This window comes from Anoxybacillus ayderensis (genome assembly GCF_000833605.1).
Classification (GTDB): Bacteria; Bacillota; Bacilli; order Bacillales; family Anoxybacillaceae; genus Anoxybacillus; species Anoxybacillus ayderensis.
On the sequence record NZ_JXTG01000002.1, the window covers coordinates 369454 to 383912 of the forward strand.

General features: G+C 43.1%; 19 protein-coding genes, 1 pseudogene and 1 riboswitch. Of the genes and pseudogenes, 18 read left to right on the forward strand and 2 right to left on the reverse strand.

Annotated elements, in window-relative coordinates:
* Positions 1 to 17 precede the first annotated feature (17 nt).
* From JV16_RS04205 to lysA, 8 genes are all read left to right on the forward strand, one after another.
* The gene (locus tag JV16_RS04205; protein WP_009373802.1) at positions 18 to 638 is read left to right on the forward strand and encodes a stage V sporulation protein AA; all 621 of its coding nucleotides are present in this window, start codon (positions 18 to 20) and stop codon (positions 636 to 638) included.
* Positions 628 to 1047, forward strand: coding sequence for a stage V sporulation protein AB (locus tag JV16_RS04210; RefSeq protein WP_021095896.1), 420 nt, complete (start codon positions 628 to 630; stop codon positions 1045 to 1047). Before JV16_RS04205 ends, JV16_RS04210 begins: the two co-directional genes overlap by 11 nt.
* Before the next feature lie 10 nt (positions 1048 to 1057).
* Positions 1058 to 1402: a SpoVA/SpoVAEb family sporulation membrane protein gene (locus JV16_RS04215; protein ID WP_021095897.1), complete on the forward strand. Its 345-nt coding sequence runs from the start codon at positions 1058 to 1060 to the stop codon at positions 1400 to 1402.
* A 12-nt stretch (positions 1403 to 1414) separates the two neighbouring features.
* Complete coding sequence (spoVAD, locus tag JV16_RS04220; RefSeq protein ID WP_021095898.1) at positions 1415 to 2422, forward strand: stage V sporulation protein AD; 1008 nt, start codon at positions 1415 to 1417, stop codon at positions 2420 to 2422.
* A gap of 2 nt (positions 2423 to 2424) precedes the next feature.
* Positions 2425 to 2745 (forward strand): SpoVA/SpoVAEb family sporulation membrane protein, encoded by a 321-nt coding sequence (locus JV16_RS04225; RefSeq protein ID WP_012574655.1) that lies wholly within the window; start codon positions 2425 to 2427, stop codon positions 2743 to 2745.
* Positions 2742 to 3344: a stage V sporulation protein SpoVABEA gene (gene spoVAEA / locus JV16_RS04230; protein ID WP_021095900.1), complete on the forward strand. Its 603-nt coding sequence runs from the start codon at positions 2742 to 2744 to the stop codon at positions 3342 to 3344. The genes JV16_RS04225 and spoVAEA overlap by 4 nt, the downstream gene beginning before the upstream one ends.
* Positions 3301 to 4770 (forward strand): spore germination protein, encoded by a 1470-nt coding sequence (locus JV16_RS04235; protein ID WP_021095901.1) that lies wholly within the window; start codon positions 3301 to 3303, stop codon positions 4768 to 4770. The genes spoVAEA and JV16_RS04235 overlap by 44 nt, the downstream gene beginning before the upstream one ends.
* A 68-nt stretch (positions 4771 to 4838) precedes the next feature.
* Entirely contained in the window at positions 4839 to 6158 is a 1320-nt protein-coding gene (gene lysA / locus JV16_RS04240) for a diaminopimelate decarboxylase (protein WP_143249234.1), read from the forward strand.
* A gap of 46 nt (positions 6159 to 6204) precedes the next feature.
* On the opposite strand, the gene JV16_RS04245 is transcribed toward lysA, so the two are convergent.
* Complete coding sequence (locus tag JV16_RS04245; RefSeq protein WP_021095903.1) at positions 6205 to 7068, reverse strand: DUF1002 domain-containing protein; 864 nt, start codon at positions 7066 to 7068, stop codon at positions 6205 to 6207.
* A 119-nt stretch (positions 7069 to 7187) separates the two neighbouring features.
* On the opposite strand from JV16_RS04245, the gene JV16_RS04250 reads away from it, so the two are divergent.
* The 6 genes from JV16_RS04250 to JV16_RS04275 all read left to right on the forward strand — a co-directional run bounded on the left by JV16_RS04250 (position 7188) and on the right by JV16_RS04275 (position 11884).
* Positions 7188 to 7628 carry a peptidylprolyl isomerase gene (locus tag JV16_RS04250; protein ID WP_021095904.1) on the forward strand — a complete coding sequence of 147 codons (441 nt, stop codon included), beginning with the start codon at positions 7188 to 7190 and terminating at the stop codon, positions 7626 to 7628.
* 154 nt (positions 7629 to 7782) lie between these two features.
* A riboswitch (FMN riboswitch) is annotated at positions 7783 to 7915 on the forward strand.
* 142 nt (positions 7916 to 8057) lie between these two features.
* Positions 8058 to 9134, forward strand: coding sequence for a bifunctional diaminohydroxyphosphoribosylaminopyrimidine deaminase/5-amino-6-(5-phosphoribosylamino)uracil reductase RibD (ribD, locus tag JV16_RS04255; protein WP_042534380.1), 1077 nt, complete (start codon positions 8058 to 8060; stop codon positions 9132 to 9134).
* 5 nt (positions 9135 to 9139) lie between these two features.
* Positions 9140 to 9778, forward strand: coding sequence for a riboflavin synthase (ribE, locus tag JV16_RS04260; RefSeq protein WP_021095906.1), 639 nt, complete (start codon positions 9140 to 9142; stop codon positions 9776 to 9778).
* A 6-nt stretch (positions 9779 to 9784) separates the two neighbouring features.
* The gene (locus tag JV16_RS04265; RefSeq protein WP_021095907.1) at positions 9785 to 10978 is read left to right on the forward strand and encodes a bifunctional 3,4-dihydroxy-2-butanone-4-phosphate synthase/GTP cyclohydrolase II; all 1194 of its coding nucleotides are present in this window, start codon (positions 9785 to 9787) and stop codon (positions 10976 to 10978) included.
* Between the two features lie 14 nt (positions 10979 to 10992).
* Positions 10993 to 11457, forward strand: a complete 465-nt coding sequence (gene ribH / locus JV16_RS04270) for a 6,7-dimethyl-8-ribityllumazine synthase (RefSeq protein ID WP_006318211.1) — start codon at positions 10993 to 10995, stop codon at positions 11455 to 11457.
* An 82-nt stretch (positions 11458 to 11539) separates the two neighbouring features.
* Positions 11540 to 11884 (forward strand): GNAT family N-acetyltransferase, encoded by a 345-nt coding sequence (locus JV16_RS04275; RefSeq protein WP_021095908.1) that lies wholly within the window; start codon positions 11540 to 11542, stop codon positions 11882 to 11884.
* A gap of 6 nt (positions 11885 to 11890) precedes the next feature.
* On the opposite strand, the gene JV16_RS04280 is transcribed toward JV16_RS04275, so the two are convergent.
* Positions 11891 to 12397 (reverse strand): DUF309 domain-containing protein, encoded by a 507-nt coding sequence (locus JV16_RS04280; protein ID WP_021095909.1) that lies wholly within the window; start codon positions 12395 to 12397, stop codon positions 11891 to 11893.
* 69 nt (positions 12398 to 12466) lie between these two features.
* On the opposite strand from JV16_RS04280, the gene JV16_RS04285 reads away from it, so the two are divergent.
* From JV16_RS04285 to JV16_RS04300, 4 genes and pseudogenes are all read left to right on the forward strand, one after another.
* Positions 12467 to 13195, forward strand: a complete 729-nt coding sequence (locus JV16_RS04285; protein ID WP_021095910.1) for a segregation/condensation protein A — start codon at positions 12467 to 12469, stop codon at positions 13193 to 13195.
* A 5-nt stretch (positions 13196 to 13200) separates the two neighbouring features.
* Positions 13201 to 13782, forward strand: coding sequence for an SMC-Scp complex subunit ScpB (gene scpB / locus JV16_RS04290; protein ID WP_021095911.1), 582 nt, complete (start codon positions 13201 to 13203; stop codon positions 13780 to 13782).
* 18 nt (positions 13783 to 13800) lie between these two features.
* Complete coding sequence (locus tag JV16_RS04295; protein WP_042534382.1) at positions 13801 to 14073, forward strand: hypothetical protein; 273 nt, start codon at positions 13801 to 13803, stop codon at positions 14071 to 14073.
* 184 nt (positions 14074 to 14257) lie between these two features.
* Positions 14258 to 14459: pseudogene (locus JV16_RS04300) on the forward strand (IS1380 family transposase); the annotation flags it as partial.

The following is a 14459-nucleotide window of genomic DNA, read 5'->3' on the forward strand; positions in this document are numbered from 1 at the left end:
GGAAGCAAGGTGTGAGCATGAAAGAAACGATTTTTTTGAAAATGCGTCATCGTGTGCAAGTGCAGCCAAATGCAACGGTTCGAGTAGGAGATGTTGCACAAGTCGTCGCAAAGAAACGAATGGACGATATTGTGCAAACCCCGATTTATACCGTGCAAAAAAAAGATCGAAACATTGTTATTATTGATGTCATGCATGTGATGAAAGCATTAATGGCCGTTGCGCCGCATGATGATATTCAGTCGCTCGGACCGTCACAAACGATCGTTGAAGTCGTTTATGAAAAAAAACGATGGGGCTATTTATATGTTCCAATCGTTTGGCTTCTTTTATTTATCGGATCGGGGCTTGCAATTATGAATTTTCACGAAGATGTGAGCATGCAACAAGTACAACAACGGCTGTATCGGGTAATCACAGGAAAAGAAGTAGACAAACCGTTATGGTTTCAAATTCCGTATTCCCTCGGATTAGGTCTCGGGATGATTTTATTTTTCAATCATTTTTTTAAAAAGCGAATTAATGAAGAGCCGAGCCCACTTGAAGTCGAAATGTTTCAATACCAACAGTCGCTCGATCAATATGTCATTATGCATGAAAATAAAGAAGCGATGAGGCGAATGGACGATGATTCGTGAGCTAATTGTAGCATTTGTCGGATTGGCGGGAGGATTAGCTGTCGGTTCTGGTTTTGTGGCGTTTTTAACCGTTCTTGGTGTCATTCCGCGCTTGACGCAGCTCACAAAAACGATGAAATGGATCGCGACGTATGAATGGGGCGTTGTACTCGGTGCGGTCGTAAGCAGTTGGGTGAGCTTGCGCGATCCTCTTTTTTCTTTTCCACCTATTTTGGCAAGCGTCATCGGATTGCTTAGCGGTGTATTTGTCGGCATGCTTGCTGCGGCCTTAACGGAAGTATTAAACGTATTTCCGATTTTAGCGAAACGACTCGGCATTGATGAACAAATTGTCGTGTTATTAATGGCGATGGTATTTGGCAAAGTAGCAGGCTCTCTTTTTCATTGGATATATTTTGTTGATCGATAGGGGGAGACAGATGGGAAAAGCATTTTTGTTCGGAGGGTTTATTGCGGTCGTTGGACAAGCGCTCATCGATATGTACAGCATATGGTTTCATATGAATGAGGCGGAAGCCATTCGTTGGATGAACGGGACGTTGATCGTATGTGCAGCGATATGGACACCTACTCGATTGTATCGCCAGTTCACACAGTTTGCAGGTGCGGGAATGATTGTGCCGATGATGAGTTTAGCAAACATATGGAGCGCAAGTGCGCTCGAATATCGCAATGAAGGAGCGGCAGAACATATGCTTTCTGTTGGCGGGAGCATCATTGTGACGTTAGTTGTAGCATCATATGTTGCATCATTGTTTTTATAAAGGGGGGATTACATGAAAAAAGTAGGGGAACAAACGATTGTATTTGATACTGACATTTATATCGAATCGGTCGGCACGGTTGTCGGTCCGAAAGAGCGTGAAGGTCCACTCGGCTCATCATTTCATCGAGCTTATGACGATTTATATTGCGATGAACAAAGTTGGGAGCTCGCAGAACGGCGGTTGATGAAAGAAGCGATTACGATTTGTTTAACAAACGGAGACGTACAAACAGAAGACGTTGATTTGTTTATTGCGGGGGATTTACTCAATCAAACAGTCACCGCCAATTATGTTGCAAGAGAACTAGATGTGCCCTTTTTAGGGGTATTTAGTGCTTGTTCAACGATTACGGAAGCGATGCTTGTTGCCGCTACGTTTATTGACGGGGCGTTTGCCCGTCGTGTATTAGTGGCAACGAGCAGCCACTACGGAGCAGCTGAACGTCAGTTTCGCTTTCCGACGACAATTGGCGTCCAAAAAGGAGAAAGTGCATCGTGGACTGTGACTGGCGGAGCGGCCGCACTATTAAGTACGATCCGTTCCCCCTTTCGCATGCGCACAGCAACAATTGGAAGAGTAATCGATAGCGGTATAACGGATCCGCTCGACATGGGACGAGCAATGGCACCGGCCGCATTTGCAACAATAAGGCAACATTTTGCAGACTGCGGACTTTCACCGGAAGCGTATGATGTGATCGTTACAGGAGATTTAGGAAAAGTCGGAAGCAGCGAACTCAAGTCGTTATGTCATGATGCCAACATGAATATAAGCGAGCGATATAACGATTGCGGCGTGCTCATTTACGATGCAGAACAGCAAGCGTTTGCGGGGGGAAGCGGGTGTGCGTGTTGTGCTGTTGTCATGTACAGTTATTTTCTTGAACAGATGAGGGAGAAAAAAATAAAGACAATGCTCGTTGTTGCGACGGGAGCTTTATTTAATAGTACGATGGTGAAACAAAATCAAACGATTCCAGCGATCGCTCATGCGATTGCCATTGAAGCGGTGACGTAAAGATGGAAACGTACGTGTATGCATTTGTCATCGGTGGCACATTGGCGCTAATCGGACAGTTGTTGCTAAGGAAGTGGTCGTTTATTCGCGTTATGACGATATTTGTATTTATCGGTATGGTGACCGAATCGATCGGTGTATACCGTCCCATTCAGTCATTTGCGCATGCAGGGGTAGAAACGACACTTGTTCATCTTGGAGCTTCTTGTATACAAGCGGTAAAAACGGGGGACTTTACAAATGTCGTTTTTTTTCTTTCTTTTCCAATCTTCGTCGCCTGGATGACCGCTATTGTTTGTAAGCCGAGAGGAAGGATCGAATGAAAAAAAGGAAAGTTATTTTAGTGACAGATGGAGATGAGCATGTGCGACGTGCGCTTGAATGGTTAGCGAAACAATTTGGTGCGCGCTGTATTAGCCAATCGCAAGGCAACCCATCGTGGCTAACAGGGAAGCAGCTTGTTGAACTTATTTTGCAGACGCCGTATGATCCTGTTTTTGTCATGTTTGATGATAGTGGCATTATCGGCGAAGGGGCAGGTGAACAAGCGCTTCGTTATGTCGCGACGCATGAGCAAATCGATGTGCTTGGAGCGATAGCGGTTGCGTCTGATACGAACAATCAAGAATGGACAAAAGTAAATATTTGCATTGATTATGATGGAAGCTTCACATCATACGGTGTCGATAAAGAAGGAATTGCTGAGTGGGAATTCGGTCGAGTAAATGGAGATACGGTATATTGTTTAGATGAATTAAATATCCCAATTGTTGTTGGAATTGGCGATATCGGAAAAATGAGACGTCGTGATGATATTCGCAACGGTTGCCCGATTACGCGCAAAGCGATTGAATATATTCTCGAAAGGAGCAAACGCGATGAAAACAGAAAGTTACACACCGATTTCTCCGAAGTTGAATGAAAACGAACAGTTTTTCAAAGATGCGATCGGAGTCGGAACGAGCTTCGATTTAGGCGTCCGTAAATTGAACATTTTAAAAACAGATGTTCACTTATATTATTGTAACGGTCTTTGTGATACACAATATATTATTGAACTGCTCGAAATGCTTGTCCAAGTCAATGATCGCGAGCGGCAATCAGCTAAGCTGCCTGAAATTATCGAAAACCGTCTCGTTCACCAACAAGTGAATCCAGTGAAAAGTTTAGATGAAGCGGTTGATTTTTTGTTAACCGGTTTAATTTTATTGTTTATTGACGGAGAAACGAAAGCGTTCGCTGTCGATGTGCGCAGTTATCCAGGGCGTTCACCCGAAGAACCAGATACCGAAAAAGTGGTGCGAGGGGCGCGTGATGGCTATGTTGAAAATATTGTCGTCAATACGGCGCTCACGCGTAGACGCATTCGAGATGAACGGCTTCGCTTTGAAATGATGCAAGTGGGCGAACGTTCAAAAACAGACATTTGTATTGCATATATTCAAGACGTAGCCGACCCAGGACTTGTCGAGCTTATTAAAAAAGAATTAAACGAAATTCAAATTGATGGGTTAACGATGGCGGATAAAACGATTGAAGAATTTTTAGTGAAACAAGGATACAATCCGTATCCGCTCGTTCGGTATACAGAGCGACCAGATGTCGCTGCCACACATTTATTAGAAGGGCACGTGATCATTATGGTCGATACGTCACCAAGCGTCATTATTACGCCAACAACGTATTTCCATCACGTTCAACATGCAGAAGAATATCGACAATCTCCAGCAGTAGGAACGTTCGTCCGCTGGGTGCGATTTTTAGGCATTTTTGCCTCGCTTTTTTTACTCCCGCTTTGGTTTTTGTTTGTGCTTGACCCATCGTTACTACCGGAAAAGTTGGCGTATATCGGGCCAAATGAAAAAACAAATATCCCTATTTTTGTGCAGCTTCTTATTGCTGATATTGGTATTGAGTTTTTACGGATGGCTGCCATCCATACTCCAACACCGCTGTCTACGGCAATGGGCTTAATTGCAGCTGCATTAATTGGACAAATTGCCATTGACGTTGGGCTATTTGTGCCAGAAGTGATTTTATATGTATCTATCGCTGCGATCGGTTCTTTTGCGACCCCGAGCTATGAATTAAGCATTGCCAATAAAATTTTTCGTCTTTTATTTTTAGTTGTCATTGCGTTGTTTGGTGTCCCTGGATTTATGATTGGCGTCACGGTCTTTTTACTTTTCCTTGCCAACATTCGTTCATTAAATACCCCATATTTATGGCCGTTTATTCCATTTGATCCGGGGGCGTTTATGCAAATTATCGTGCGGCGATCTGTAGCTGGTTCATCGATTCGCCCAAGCATCGTACATCCGCAAAATAAACAAAAACAACCGACATAAAAAGGTTGAAACGTACCAAAATTTATGGTACGTTTTCTTTAATTATTTCGGAATCATCAGGAGGATGTATAATTATGCACGGAACGATGCGAATAAATGATCGGGGACATTTAGAAATTGGCGGTGTCGATACTATTGACTTAGCTCGCCTATACGGAACCCCGCTTTACGTTTATGATGTTGCTCTCATTCGTGAGCGTGCGCGAGCGTTTAAGCGAATGTTTGATAAACATCGTGTACGTGCGCAAGTCGCGTATGCAAGCAAAGCGTTTTCGACAATTGCAATCGTGCAATTGATGGAACAAGAAGGATTATCTCTCGATGTCGTTTCCGGTGGGGAGCTGTACACCGCATTAGCTGCTGGATTTCCGGTCGAACGTATTCATTTTCACGGCAACAATAAAAGTGAAGAAGAATTACAAATGGCCATTGAAGCGAAAATCGGTTGTGTCGTCGTCGATAATTTTTATGAGCTACAGCTACTGCAACAGCTTTGCTGTGCGCATGAATATACGATGCCTATTTTATTACGTGTCACACCAGGCATTGAGGCACATACACACGACTACATCTTAACAGGTCAAGAAGATTCGAAATTTGGATTTGATTTGCATAATGGACAAGCGGATGAAGCATTACAGCGTGCGCTCGCTTCTTCCCATCTTCATGTGCTGGGCATTCATTGTCATATCGGTTCACAAATTTTTGATGCGACAGGTTTTGTCCTCGCAGCGAAAAAGCTATTTGAGAAACTTGCTACATGGCGTGATACGTACCGTTTTACTGCACAAGTCGTCAATCTTGGCGGCGGTTTTGGCATTCGTTACACGAAAGAAGATGATCCGCTTGCACCGGAACAATATGTGGAGCAAATTATTGAAGAAGTGAAACGAAATGTCGTAGCATTTGATCTACCGTTTCCTGAAATTTGGATTGAACCAGGTCGCTCGCTTGTTGGAGATGCAGGGACAACGATTTATACGATCGGTTCTCGTAAAGAAGTGCCAAACGTTCGTCAATATGTTGCCGTAGATGGTGGAATGAGCGACAATATTCGTCCTGCGCTATATGAGGCAAAATACGAAGCGGTGTTGGCTAACCGCATGCATGAACATTGTGAAGAAGTGGTAGCGATCGCTGGGAAATGTTGTGAGTCAGGGGACATGCTTATCTGGGACTTGCCGCTTCCGAAAGCGCAACCGGGCGATTATTTAGCTGTTTTTTGTACCGGTGCTTACGGTTATGCGATGGCAAATAATTACAATCGCATTCCGCGTCCAGCGGTCGTATTTGTTGAAGATGGTGAAGCAGAGCTTGTCGTGAAACGCGAAACGTATGAAGATTTAATTCGACTCGACTTGCCGCTGAAAACGAAAGTAAAAAAATAACCGAGGTCGTTACCTCGGTTATTGCTCGTTCACACATAAGTAGGCGTTACGCTCCAAACGCTCCGCGAAGGGCATTCCATATTTCACGCAAAAGATCGACGATGCGTTGAATAAACGTGCGCCCTTCTTCCGTTTGTAAAAAAGCAGATAGCTTGTCTTTCGCTTGAGCAAGCTGTTCGTTTACTTGATTCCAGTCGATGTTCACGTTTTTCATTTTATTAAACAAAGAAAGCAAGCTGTTTATTTCGTCTTCTGTTAGCGTAATGCCAAGTTCTTGAGCGATCCGCTCAATGAGTGCACGCATATCCGCATCTGTTTTTGGCGGATTTTTCGCTATTTCTTCTTTAATTTTTGCGAGCAGCGCGACCGCTTGATCGTTTCCGATTGATTCGCCAAGCTGTGCCGTTTTCACCATTTCTTCGTTCGCTACTTTTTTCACTTCATCAGGGATCGTTTCATTCGATGAAAGTTCGTACGCTTTCATTAACCCTGTTAGCGCAGCTGTTCCGGATACAGGAAACGGTGCGGTAATGTAAATGACTGCATCTTTCACTCCTGCAGTAATGAGCGCGTTCATATACATTTCTTTTGTTACCCAGTTAATGTTATTTGTTTCGACTTGCAGACCTGAACCTGGTGCTCCAATCGTAATTTTTGATGACGAAATGGCTTTCGTTCCGATTTGTCCTTTCGGAATAATGTCGCCGAGATATTTATGTTCTTCTGCATTTGTGACCGTAATGATTTCAGCGTTTTCCGGTACATTCATTTCTTTTAATATTTGTTGCTTTTGCTGCTCTGTTAAATTTTCTCCGAGCGTAATAATGACGTCTCCTTCAATCGCATCAGCAAAACTAACTGACGGAATCATAAACAACAGTAAAATAAATATCGTAAACCACTTTTTCATTTGACAACCTCCTTCAATCTCTTTCTGTACTATTGTACAAACATTTGCGTGAACATAGAAGCGAAATGTAGTAAAATGAAGCTACACTTGTTTTTACGATAGAAAGGTGGAAAAGTTTCATGAAGAAAAAAGGATATATTTTAATGGAGAATGGTGGAAAGGTGCAATTTGAACTATTCCCGAATGAAGCGCCAACAACAGTCGCCAATTTTGAAAAACTAGCGAATGAAGGATTTTATAACGGGTTGACGTTTCATCGTGTCATTAAGCGATTTGTAAGCCAAGGTGGCTGTCCGATTGGAAATGGAACAGGCGATGCAGGTTATACCATTCCGTGCGAAACAGACAACAATCCACATAAACATATCGAAGGTGCGATATCGATGGCCCATCGAGGTCGTGATACAGGAAGTTGCCAATTTTTTATTTGCCATGAACCACAGCCGCATTTAGATGGTGTGCATACCGTATTCGGTCAAGTCACCGATGGCATGGACGTTGTAAAGGCGATGAAAAATGGAGATGTCATGAAAGAAGTGAAGGTGTGGGACGAACAATAAAGTTAAAGGAAGGATGAAGAGATGAAAAAAAACTGGGCGTTATTTTTCATCCTTTTACTCGTTAGTTTCGTTTGGGGAGCAATGTATTGGTTGTTTATTGCAAAGTCATAGACATTTCGTTTTATTGTGATATAATGAATAAAAATGGAATACGCGCATCCTTCGGGGCAGGGTGAAATTCCCGACCGGCGGTAATGAAACGGATGTTTCTTAGCCCGCGAGCCGTTAAGGCATGATCCGGTGCAATTCCGGAGCCGACAGTATAGTCTGGATGGGAGAAGGATTGCCAAAAACTCACGTCACTTATTGGAAAAAATAAGCTTGGCGATGGGTTATTTTTGCTATGCAAAAAAGGCGATCTTTACATACATCTTGCCCTAGGACGTCGTTCCTAGGGTTTTTTTATTCATACTGGAAAGGTGGTGCGATATGGACGAACGATATATGCGCTTGGCGTTGCAATTGGCGGAATCAGCACGTGGACAAACGTCGCCAAACCCGCTTGTTGGTGCAGTTGTTGTAAAACATGGTGAAATTGTCGGCTTTGGGGCGCACTTGAAAGCAGGGGAACCGCATGCGGAAGTACATGCGTTGCGCATGGCAGGGGAGAAAGCGGAAGGAGCGACGGTTTATGTGACGCTTGAGCCGTGTAGTCATTACGGTAGAACCCCTCCTTGTGCCGATTTATTAATTGAAAAAAAGGTAAAGCGCGTCGTCGTTGCGACGACGGACCCGAATCCGCTTGTTGCGGGAAAAGGCATTGAAAAATTGAAGAGAGCGGGCATCGATGTTACCGTCGGCGTATTGAAAGAAGAAGCGGATGCGTTAAACGAAATGTTTTTTCATTATATTTCAACGAAAATGCCTTATGTCACGTTAAAGTATGCGATGAGTTTAGATGGGAAAATTGCAACAAGAACAGGGGAAAGCAAGTGGATTACGTCGGAAGAAGCGCGGCGTGATGTGCATCGCGAGCGACGAATGCATGATGCGATCGTTGTCGGTGTCGGCACGATTTTAGCCGACGATCCGAGCTTAACTGTTCGTTTCGGTCATGAAGGAAAACAACCGATTCGTGTTGTGCTTGATACACATTTGCGCACACCGCTTCATGCGAACGTTGTGACAGACAAGATGGCTCCGACATGGATCGTCGTCGGACATCACGTCACTGAAGAACAAATGAAGCCGTATGAACAGGCTGATGTACAAATGATTCGCATGAATGAAAATAAAATTGATGTTCCGTCTCTTTTACTTGAGCTCGGCAAGCGAAACGTCATGTCCATATTTGTTGAAGGTGGAGCGCAAGTGCACGGTAGTTTTTTACGTTCTCGTTCCGTTCAACAAGTGATTGCGTATATCGCACCGATGTTGATTGGGGGGAATGAAGCTTCTTCTGCCATCGGTGGAGAAGGATTTGGACGAATGATAGATGCGCTCCGTTTACAAGTGAAACATGTCGAAAGGATCGGACCAGACATAAAAATCGTTGCTAAAGGATGATCGCGATGTTTACAGGGATTATTGAAGAAATCGGAACGATTCAACAAATGAAACAAACAGGGGAAGCGATCGTTTTGACGATCGAGGCAAAAAAAGTGCTACAAGACGTACAGCTCGGTGACAGCATTGCCGTCAACGGCGTTTGTTTAACAGTCACATCGTTTACTAATCGCTTTTTTACTGTCGATGTGATGCCTGAAACAGTGCGAGCGACGTCGCTTCGAACGCTTGTGGTAGGAGCGAAAGTCAATTTAGAGCGGGCGATGGCTGCGAACGGTCGCTTTGGCGGACATTTCGTTTCGGGACACGTAGATGGTGTTGGACGCATCGTTCGTAAACAGCCTGTCGCAAACGCTGTGTACTATGACATCGAAGTGCCGAGCCATTTGCGCAAATATATGATTTTAAAAGGTTCTGTAGCTGTTGACGGCACAAGTTTAACGATTTTCGGTTTAACAGATCGAACGTTTACGATTTCGCTCATTCCGCATACGCGTGAAGCGACGATTTTAGGTGCCAAAAAAGTTGGCGATATTGTCAATATTGAATGTGACTTGATTAGTAAATATGTTGAACAGTTCGTTAGCGGGAAACGTGAAGGATTGACGATGCAATTTTTGCAAGAGCACGGATATAAGGAGTGAGCGCTGATGTTCCATACAATTGAAGAAGCGATTTACGATTTAATGCAAGGGAAAATTATTATCGTTTGCGATGACGAAGATCGTGAAAATGAAGGGGATTTTGTAGCGCTTGCAGAAAAAGCAACGCCGGAAGTCATTAACTTCATGATTACGCACGGGCGCGGTCTCGTTTGCGTGCCGATTACCGAAGAATTAGCTGATCGGCTCGATTTAGCGCCAATGGTTAACCATAATACAGATGCGCACGGAACAGCTTTTACTGTCAGCATTGACCATAAAGCAACGACGACAGGCATTAGCGCATTTGAACGCTCGCTGACCATTCAAGAGATGCTGAATCCAGAAGCAAAAGCAAGCGATTTTAAACGACCAGGTCATATTTTTCCGCTTGTTGCGAAAAAAGGCGGGGTATTGCGCCGCGCGGGGCATACGGAAGCAGCTGTCGATTTAGCCCGTCTTTGTGGAGCAAAGCCAGCAGGTGTCATTTGTGAAATTATAAAGGATGATGGAACGATGGCGCGCGTGCCGGATTTAAAGAAAATTGCGGAACAATTCGATATGAAAATGATTACGATTAAAGATTTAATCGCCTATCGCAATCGAAAAGAAAAGCTTGTCAAACGCGAAGTGGAAATTACGTTACCAACCGATTTTGGCGAATTTAAAGTGATCGGATATTCCAATACGTTAGACGGAAAAGAACATATCGCCATCGTTAAAGGTGAAATCATTCCAGATGAACCTGTGCTCGTGCGCGTTCATTCCGAATGTTTGACAGGTGATGTATTCGGCTCTCACCGTTGCGATTGCGGTCCGCAACTTCATGCTGCTTTAGCGCAAATTGAAGAAGAAGGGCGGGGAGTATTGCTATATATGCGTCAAGAAGGACGCGGCATCGGCTTGTTAAACAAATTGCGCGCTTATAAGTTGCAGGAACAAGGATACGATACGGTTGAAGCGAACGAAAAATTAGGTTTTGCGCCAGACTTGCGCGATTATGGAATCGGTGCGCAAATTTTAAAAGATTTAGGTGTGACAAAAATGCGCTTATTGACGAACAATCCGCGTAAAATTACCGGATTGAAAGGGTACGGATTAGAAGTCATTGAGCGCGTGCCGTTGCAAATGCCAGCGAAGCGCCATAATGAGCGCTATTTGCGCACAAAATACGAAAAACTAGGACATATGTTGCACTTTTAAAGGAGGAGAAAAACATGAACGTATATGAAGGAAATTTAGTTGGCACAGGATTAAAGATTGGCATTGTTGTTGCGAGATTTAATGAATTTATTACAAGTAAATTGCTTAGCGGGGCACTGGACGGATTAAAACGTCACGGAGTAGAGGAACAACATATTGATGTCGCATGGGTACCAGGGGCATTTGAAATTCCGCTTGTCGCGAAAAAAATGGCGGAGTCGAAAAAATACGACGCTGTCATTACACTTGGTGCCGTCATTCGCGGAGCGACGAGCCATTACGATTACGTATGTAATGAAGTAGCGAAAGGAACATCGCACGCCGCTCTTTCTTCAGGCGTTCCGGTCATTTTTGGAGTGTTGACGACAGATACGATTGAACAAGCGATTGAGCGCGCTGGGACGAAAGCAGGAAATAAAGGTTGGGAGGCAGCGCTCAGCGCCATTGAAATGGCGAATGTCATGCGCACATTTTCTTAAAAAATGTTTAAAAAAGCGGCAAGACCGTTTATAATAGCAATAGCGAGTAAACAATAAGTCTTGTCGATAATGAGGGATTCATATGCTAGTTCGCTATCGAAAAAACTATGAGAAAATTGCGATGGGTCTTTTGTCGTTTATGCCAAATGAAAAAGACTTAAAACAGCTTCAACAAACGATGAAAAACTATGAAACAAACGACGATTGGCAGCTGTTTTTATGGAAGCAAGAAGAAGATTTTATTGGCATTATCGGCGTAATTGTGCGCGAACATGCGGTTGAAGTGCAACATATTAGCGTCAATCCATCCCATCGCCATCAAGGTATTGGAAAGCAAATGGTGAAAGCGTTAAAAGAATTGTATCCAAATAAGTCGTTATGCGCCAATGACATGACCGCTCCATTTTTGGATAAATGTGAACAATGACAGGGATCAACGTCCCTGTCTTTTTTGCTTTTGCCGTTCACGCTCAGCAACGACATCGCTTCGGTCGCGCAACTTATGTTTATGAATAATATATTCGTTTGACATATCGCTTTTTTCTCCCCATACAACCCCTTTTACATCGCATTGTTGTTGACATATGTGCAACAAAGAAATATCGTGAATTGGAAGACAAATACTTTCATACGGTTGTCCATCATCTATTCGCTTCACGTACGTATGAAGCAGAGATACAAGTTGCTCGACATGTATGCCAAGTGCTTCGTATGCTTGTTTTTCTTTTTGACATGCACGCATGGCTTTCGTGAACATTCGTTTTGCACCAGCGATATTTCCTCGGCGATAATGGTACATGCCAACGGCAAGCTGAATGAGACCGATCCATATATGTTCCTTTGTTTGTTTCCAATGCTCTTCTAGCACTTCATGACATTCGAAATAGTCGCGCGTGGCATGGAAGTGAAGTAAATATTCGATATATGCCTTTGGATACAAGTGAAAGCCCCCTTTTTTCATATGCTTACGTGTATTATACTATTAGTTGTGAAAAAAGGTGGGATCAATGTGCATTATCATGTAAAATTAGATCAATTTGAAGGGCCACTTGATTTATTGTTGCATTTAATTCATCGATATGAAATTGATATTTATGATATTCCTGTTGCGCAAATTACGGAGCAATATATGGCTTACATTCATGCGATGAAACAATTGCAGCTCGATGTAGCGAGTGAATATTTAGTGATGGCAGCAACGCTCATTGAAATGAAAAGTAAAATGTTGTTGCCAAAACACGAAGAAACGCTAGAGGATCAAGAATTATTTATCGAAGAAGATCCGCGCGAACAATTAATGCAACAGTTAATCGAGTATAAAAAGTTTAAAGAAGCAGCGAAGCAGTTGCGCGAGCGGGAAGAAGAGCGAGCGCTTTTATTTACGAAACCGCCGAGCGATTTAACCGCTTATGCGGCGAATGGTGCTCCACTTGCGCTTGATGTAGATTTGTATGATATGCTTGGAGCGCTTGCCAAATTGTTGCGGCGCAAAAAATTACAAAAGCCGCTTCATACGAAAGTGGCGCGTCAAGAAATTCCAATCGGAAGACGAATGGAAGAAATTTTACAAATATTAAAAAACGGAGAGCGAACGAACTTTTATGATTTATTTCCGTATGACGATCGCGAGCAAATTGTCGTGACGTTTTTAGCTTTGCTTGAACTAATGAAACGAGACGAAATTATTGTCGAGCAAGAAAACAATTTTGCTGATTTATACATTCGACGAAAAAGGTGATGCATATGAATGAATTGGCCATTATGGAAGCGTTACTGTTTGCGGCGGGTGAAGAAGGATTGACGTATAAACAAATGGCGGATGTGCTTGATATACAAGAAGAGCGTGTCTATGAACTCGTGCAACAGTTGAAACGTATGTACGAAACAACAGAGCGCGGTATTACTGTTGTTGAAATGGCAGGAACGCTTCAGCTTGTGACGAAAAAACAATGCGCGCCATATTTACAAAAGCTCGTTGAGTCGCCAACAACGTCATCGTTGTCACAAGCAGCGCTTGAAACGTTAGCGATCATCGCCTATCGCCAACCGATCACGCGGGCAGAAATTGAACAAATTCGCGGCGTCAAAAGCGATAAACCGCTTCAAACACTATTAGGAAAAGCGTTAATTAAAGAAGTAGGTCGAGCGGAAGGAACAGGTCGCCCGATTTTATATGGGACAACAAAAGAGTTTTTAGACTACTTTGGCTTAAAGACGTTAGACGAACTTCCGCCTTTGCCGCAATGGGATGAACAAGAAGAAGAACGCGAAGCCGACTTATTTTTCGAACGCCTCAACGAACAACTGCAAGAAACGAATGAGTAAATCAAAGGTGAATTGTCAATGAGCTTTAGCTTTTTCATTTTTCTTATTTTCGCTCTCATCTTTGGAAGAATGATAGATTACTTTATCGAAACGTATGTGGATATAACAATTGTACAAAGTGCCATTAAAATTTTTATCGTTGTCTTTGGATTTGTTTTTTTGCATAAAATAGAAAAACGCTACGGCTTTTCTAAGAAAAAGATAAAAATGAAAATATGGATCCCAAGTCTGATCGGCGCGTTATGTTTAGCGATTTTTTTATACGAAATCGGCATATTGCTAGGAAAGTAAACAGGTGCTTTTATGCGCCTGTTTTCTTTTCTTTAAAAATGATAAAATTTTTCGCACGATTCGTAATTTATGGTAAAATAAATTATACCTGAATCCGTGACAAAACATCTTTACAATGGTCGCAAACCGTTGATACGATAAGGGAAAACGACGTTGACGATTCTTCATCAAGTAGGTGAATGTGATGAAAGATTTCCCGATTCGGTTTGTATTGACAGATGAAGCGATTACTCCAAGTGCTGGGCTTGCTCTCGTGGGCTACTTACTCCATCGAACGAAACTGGATAAACGGGTAAACGCACTTCGGCTTCCAACGGTTCGTCGAGAAGTGCACATTTCCCATAGCGATGTCATTCGCTCGATGATTGGCTTGCTTGCCACAGGAA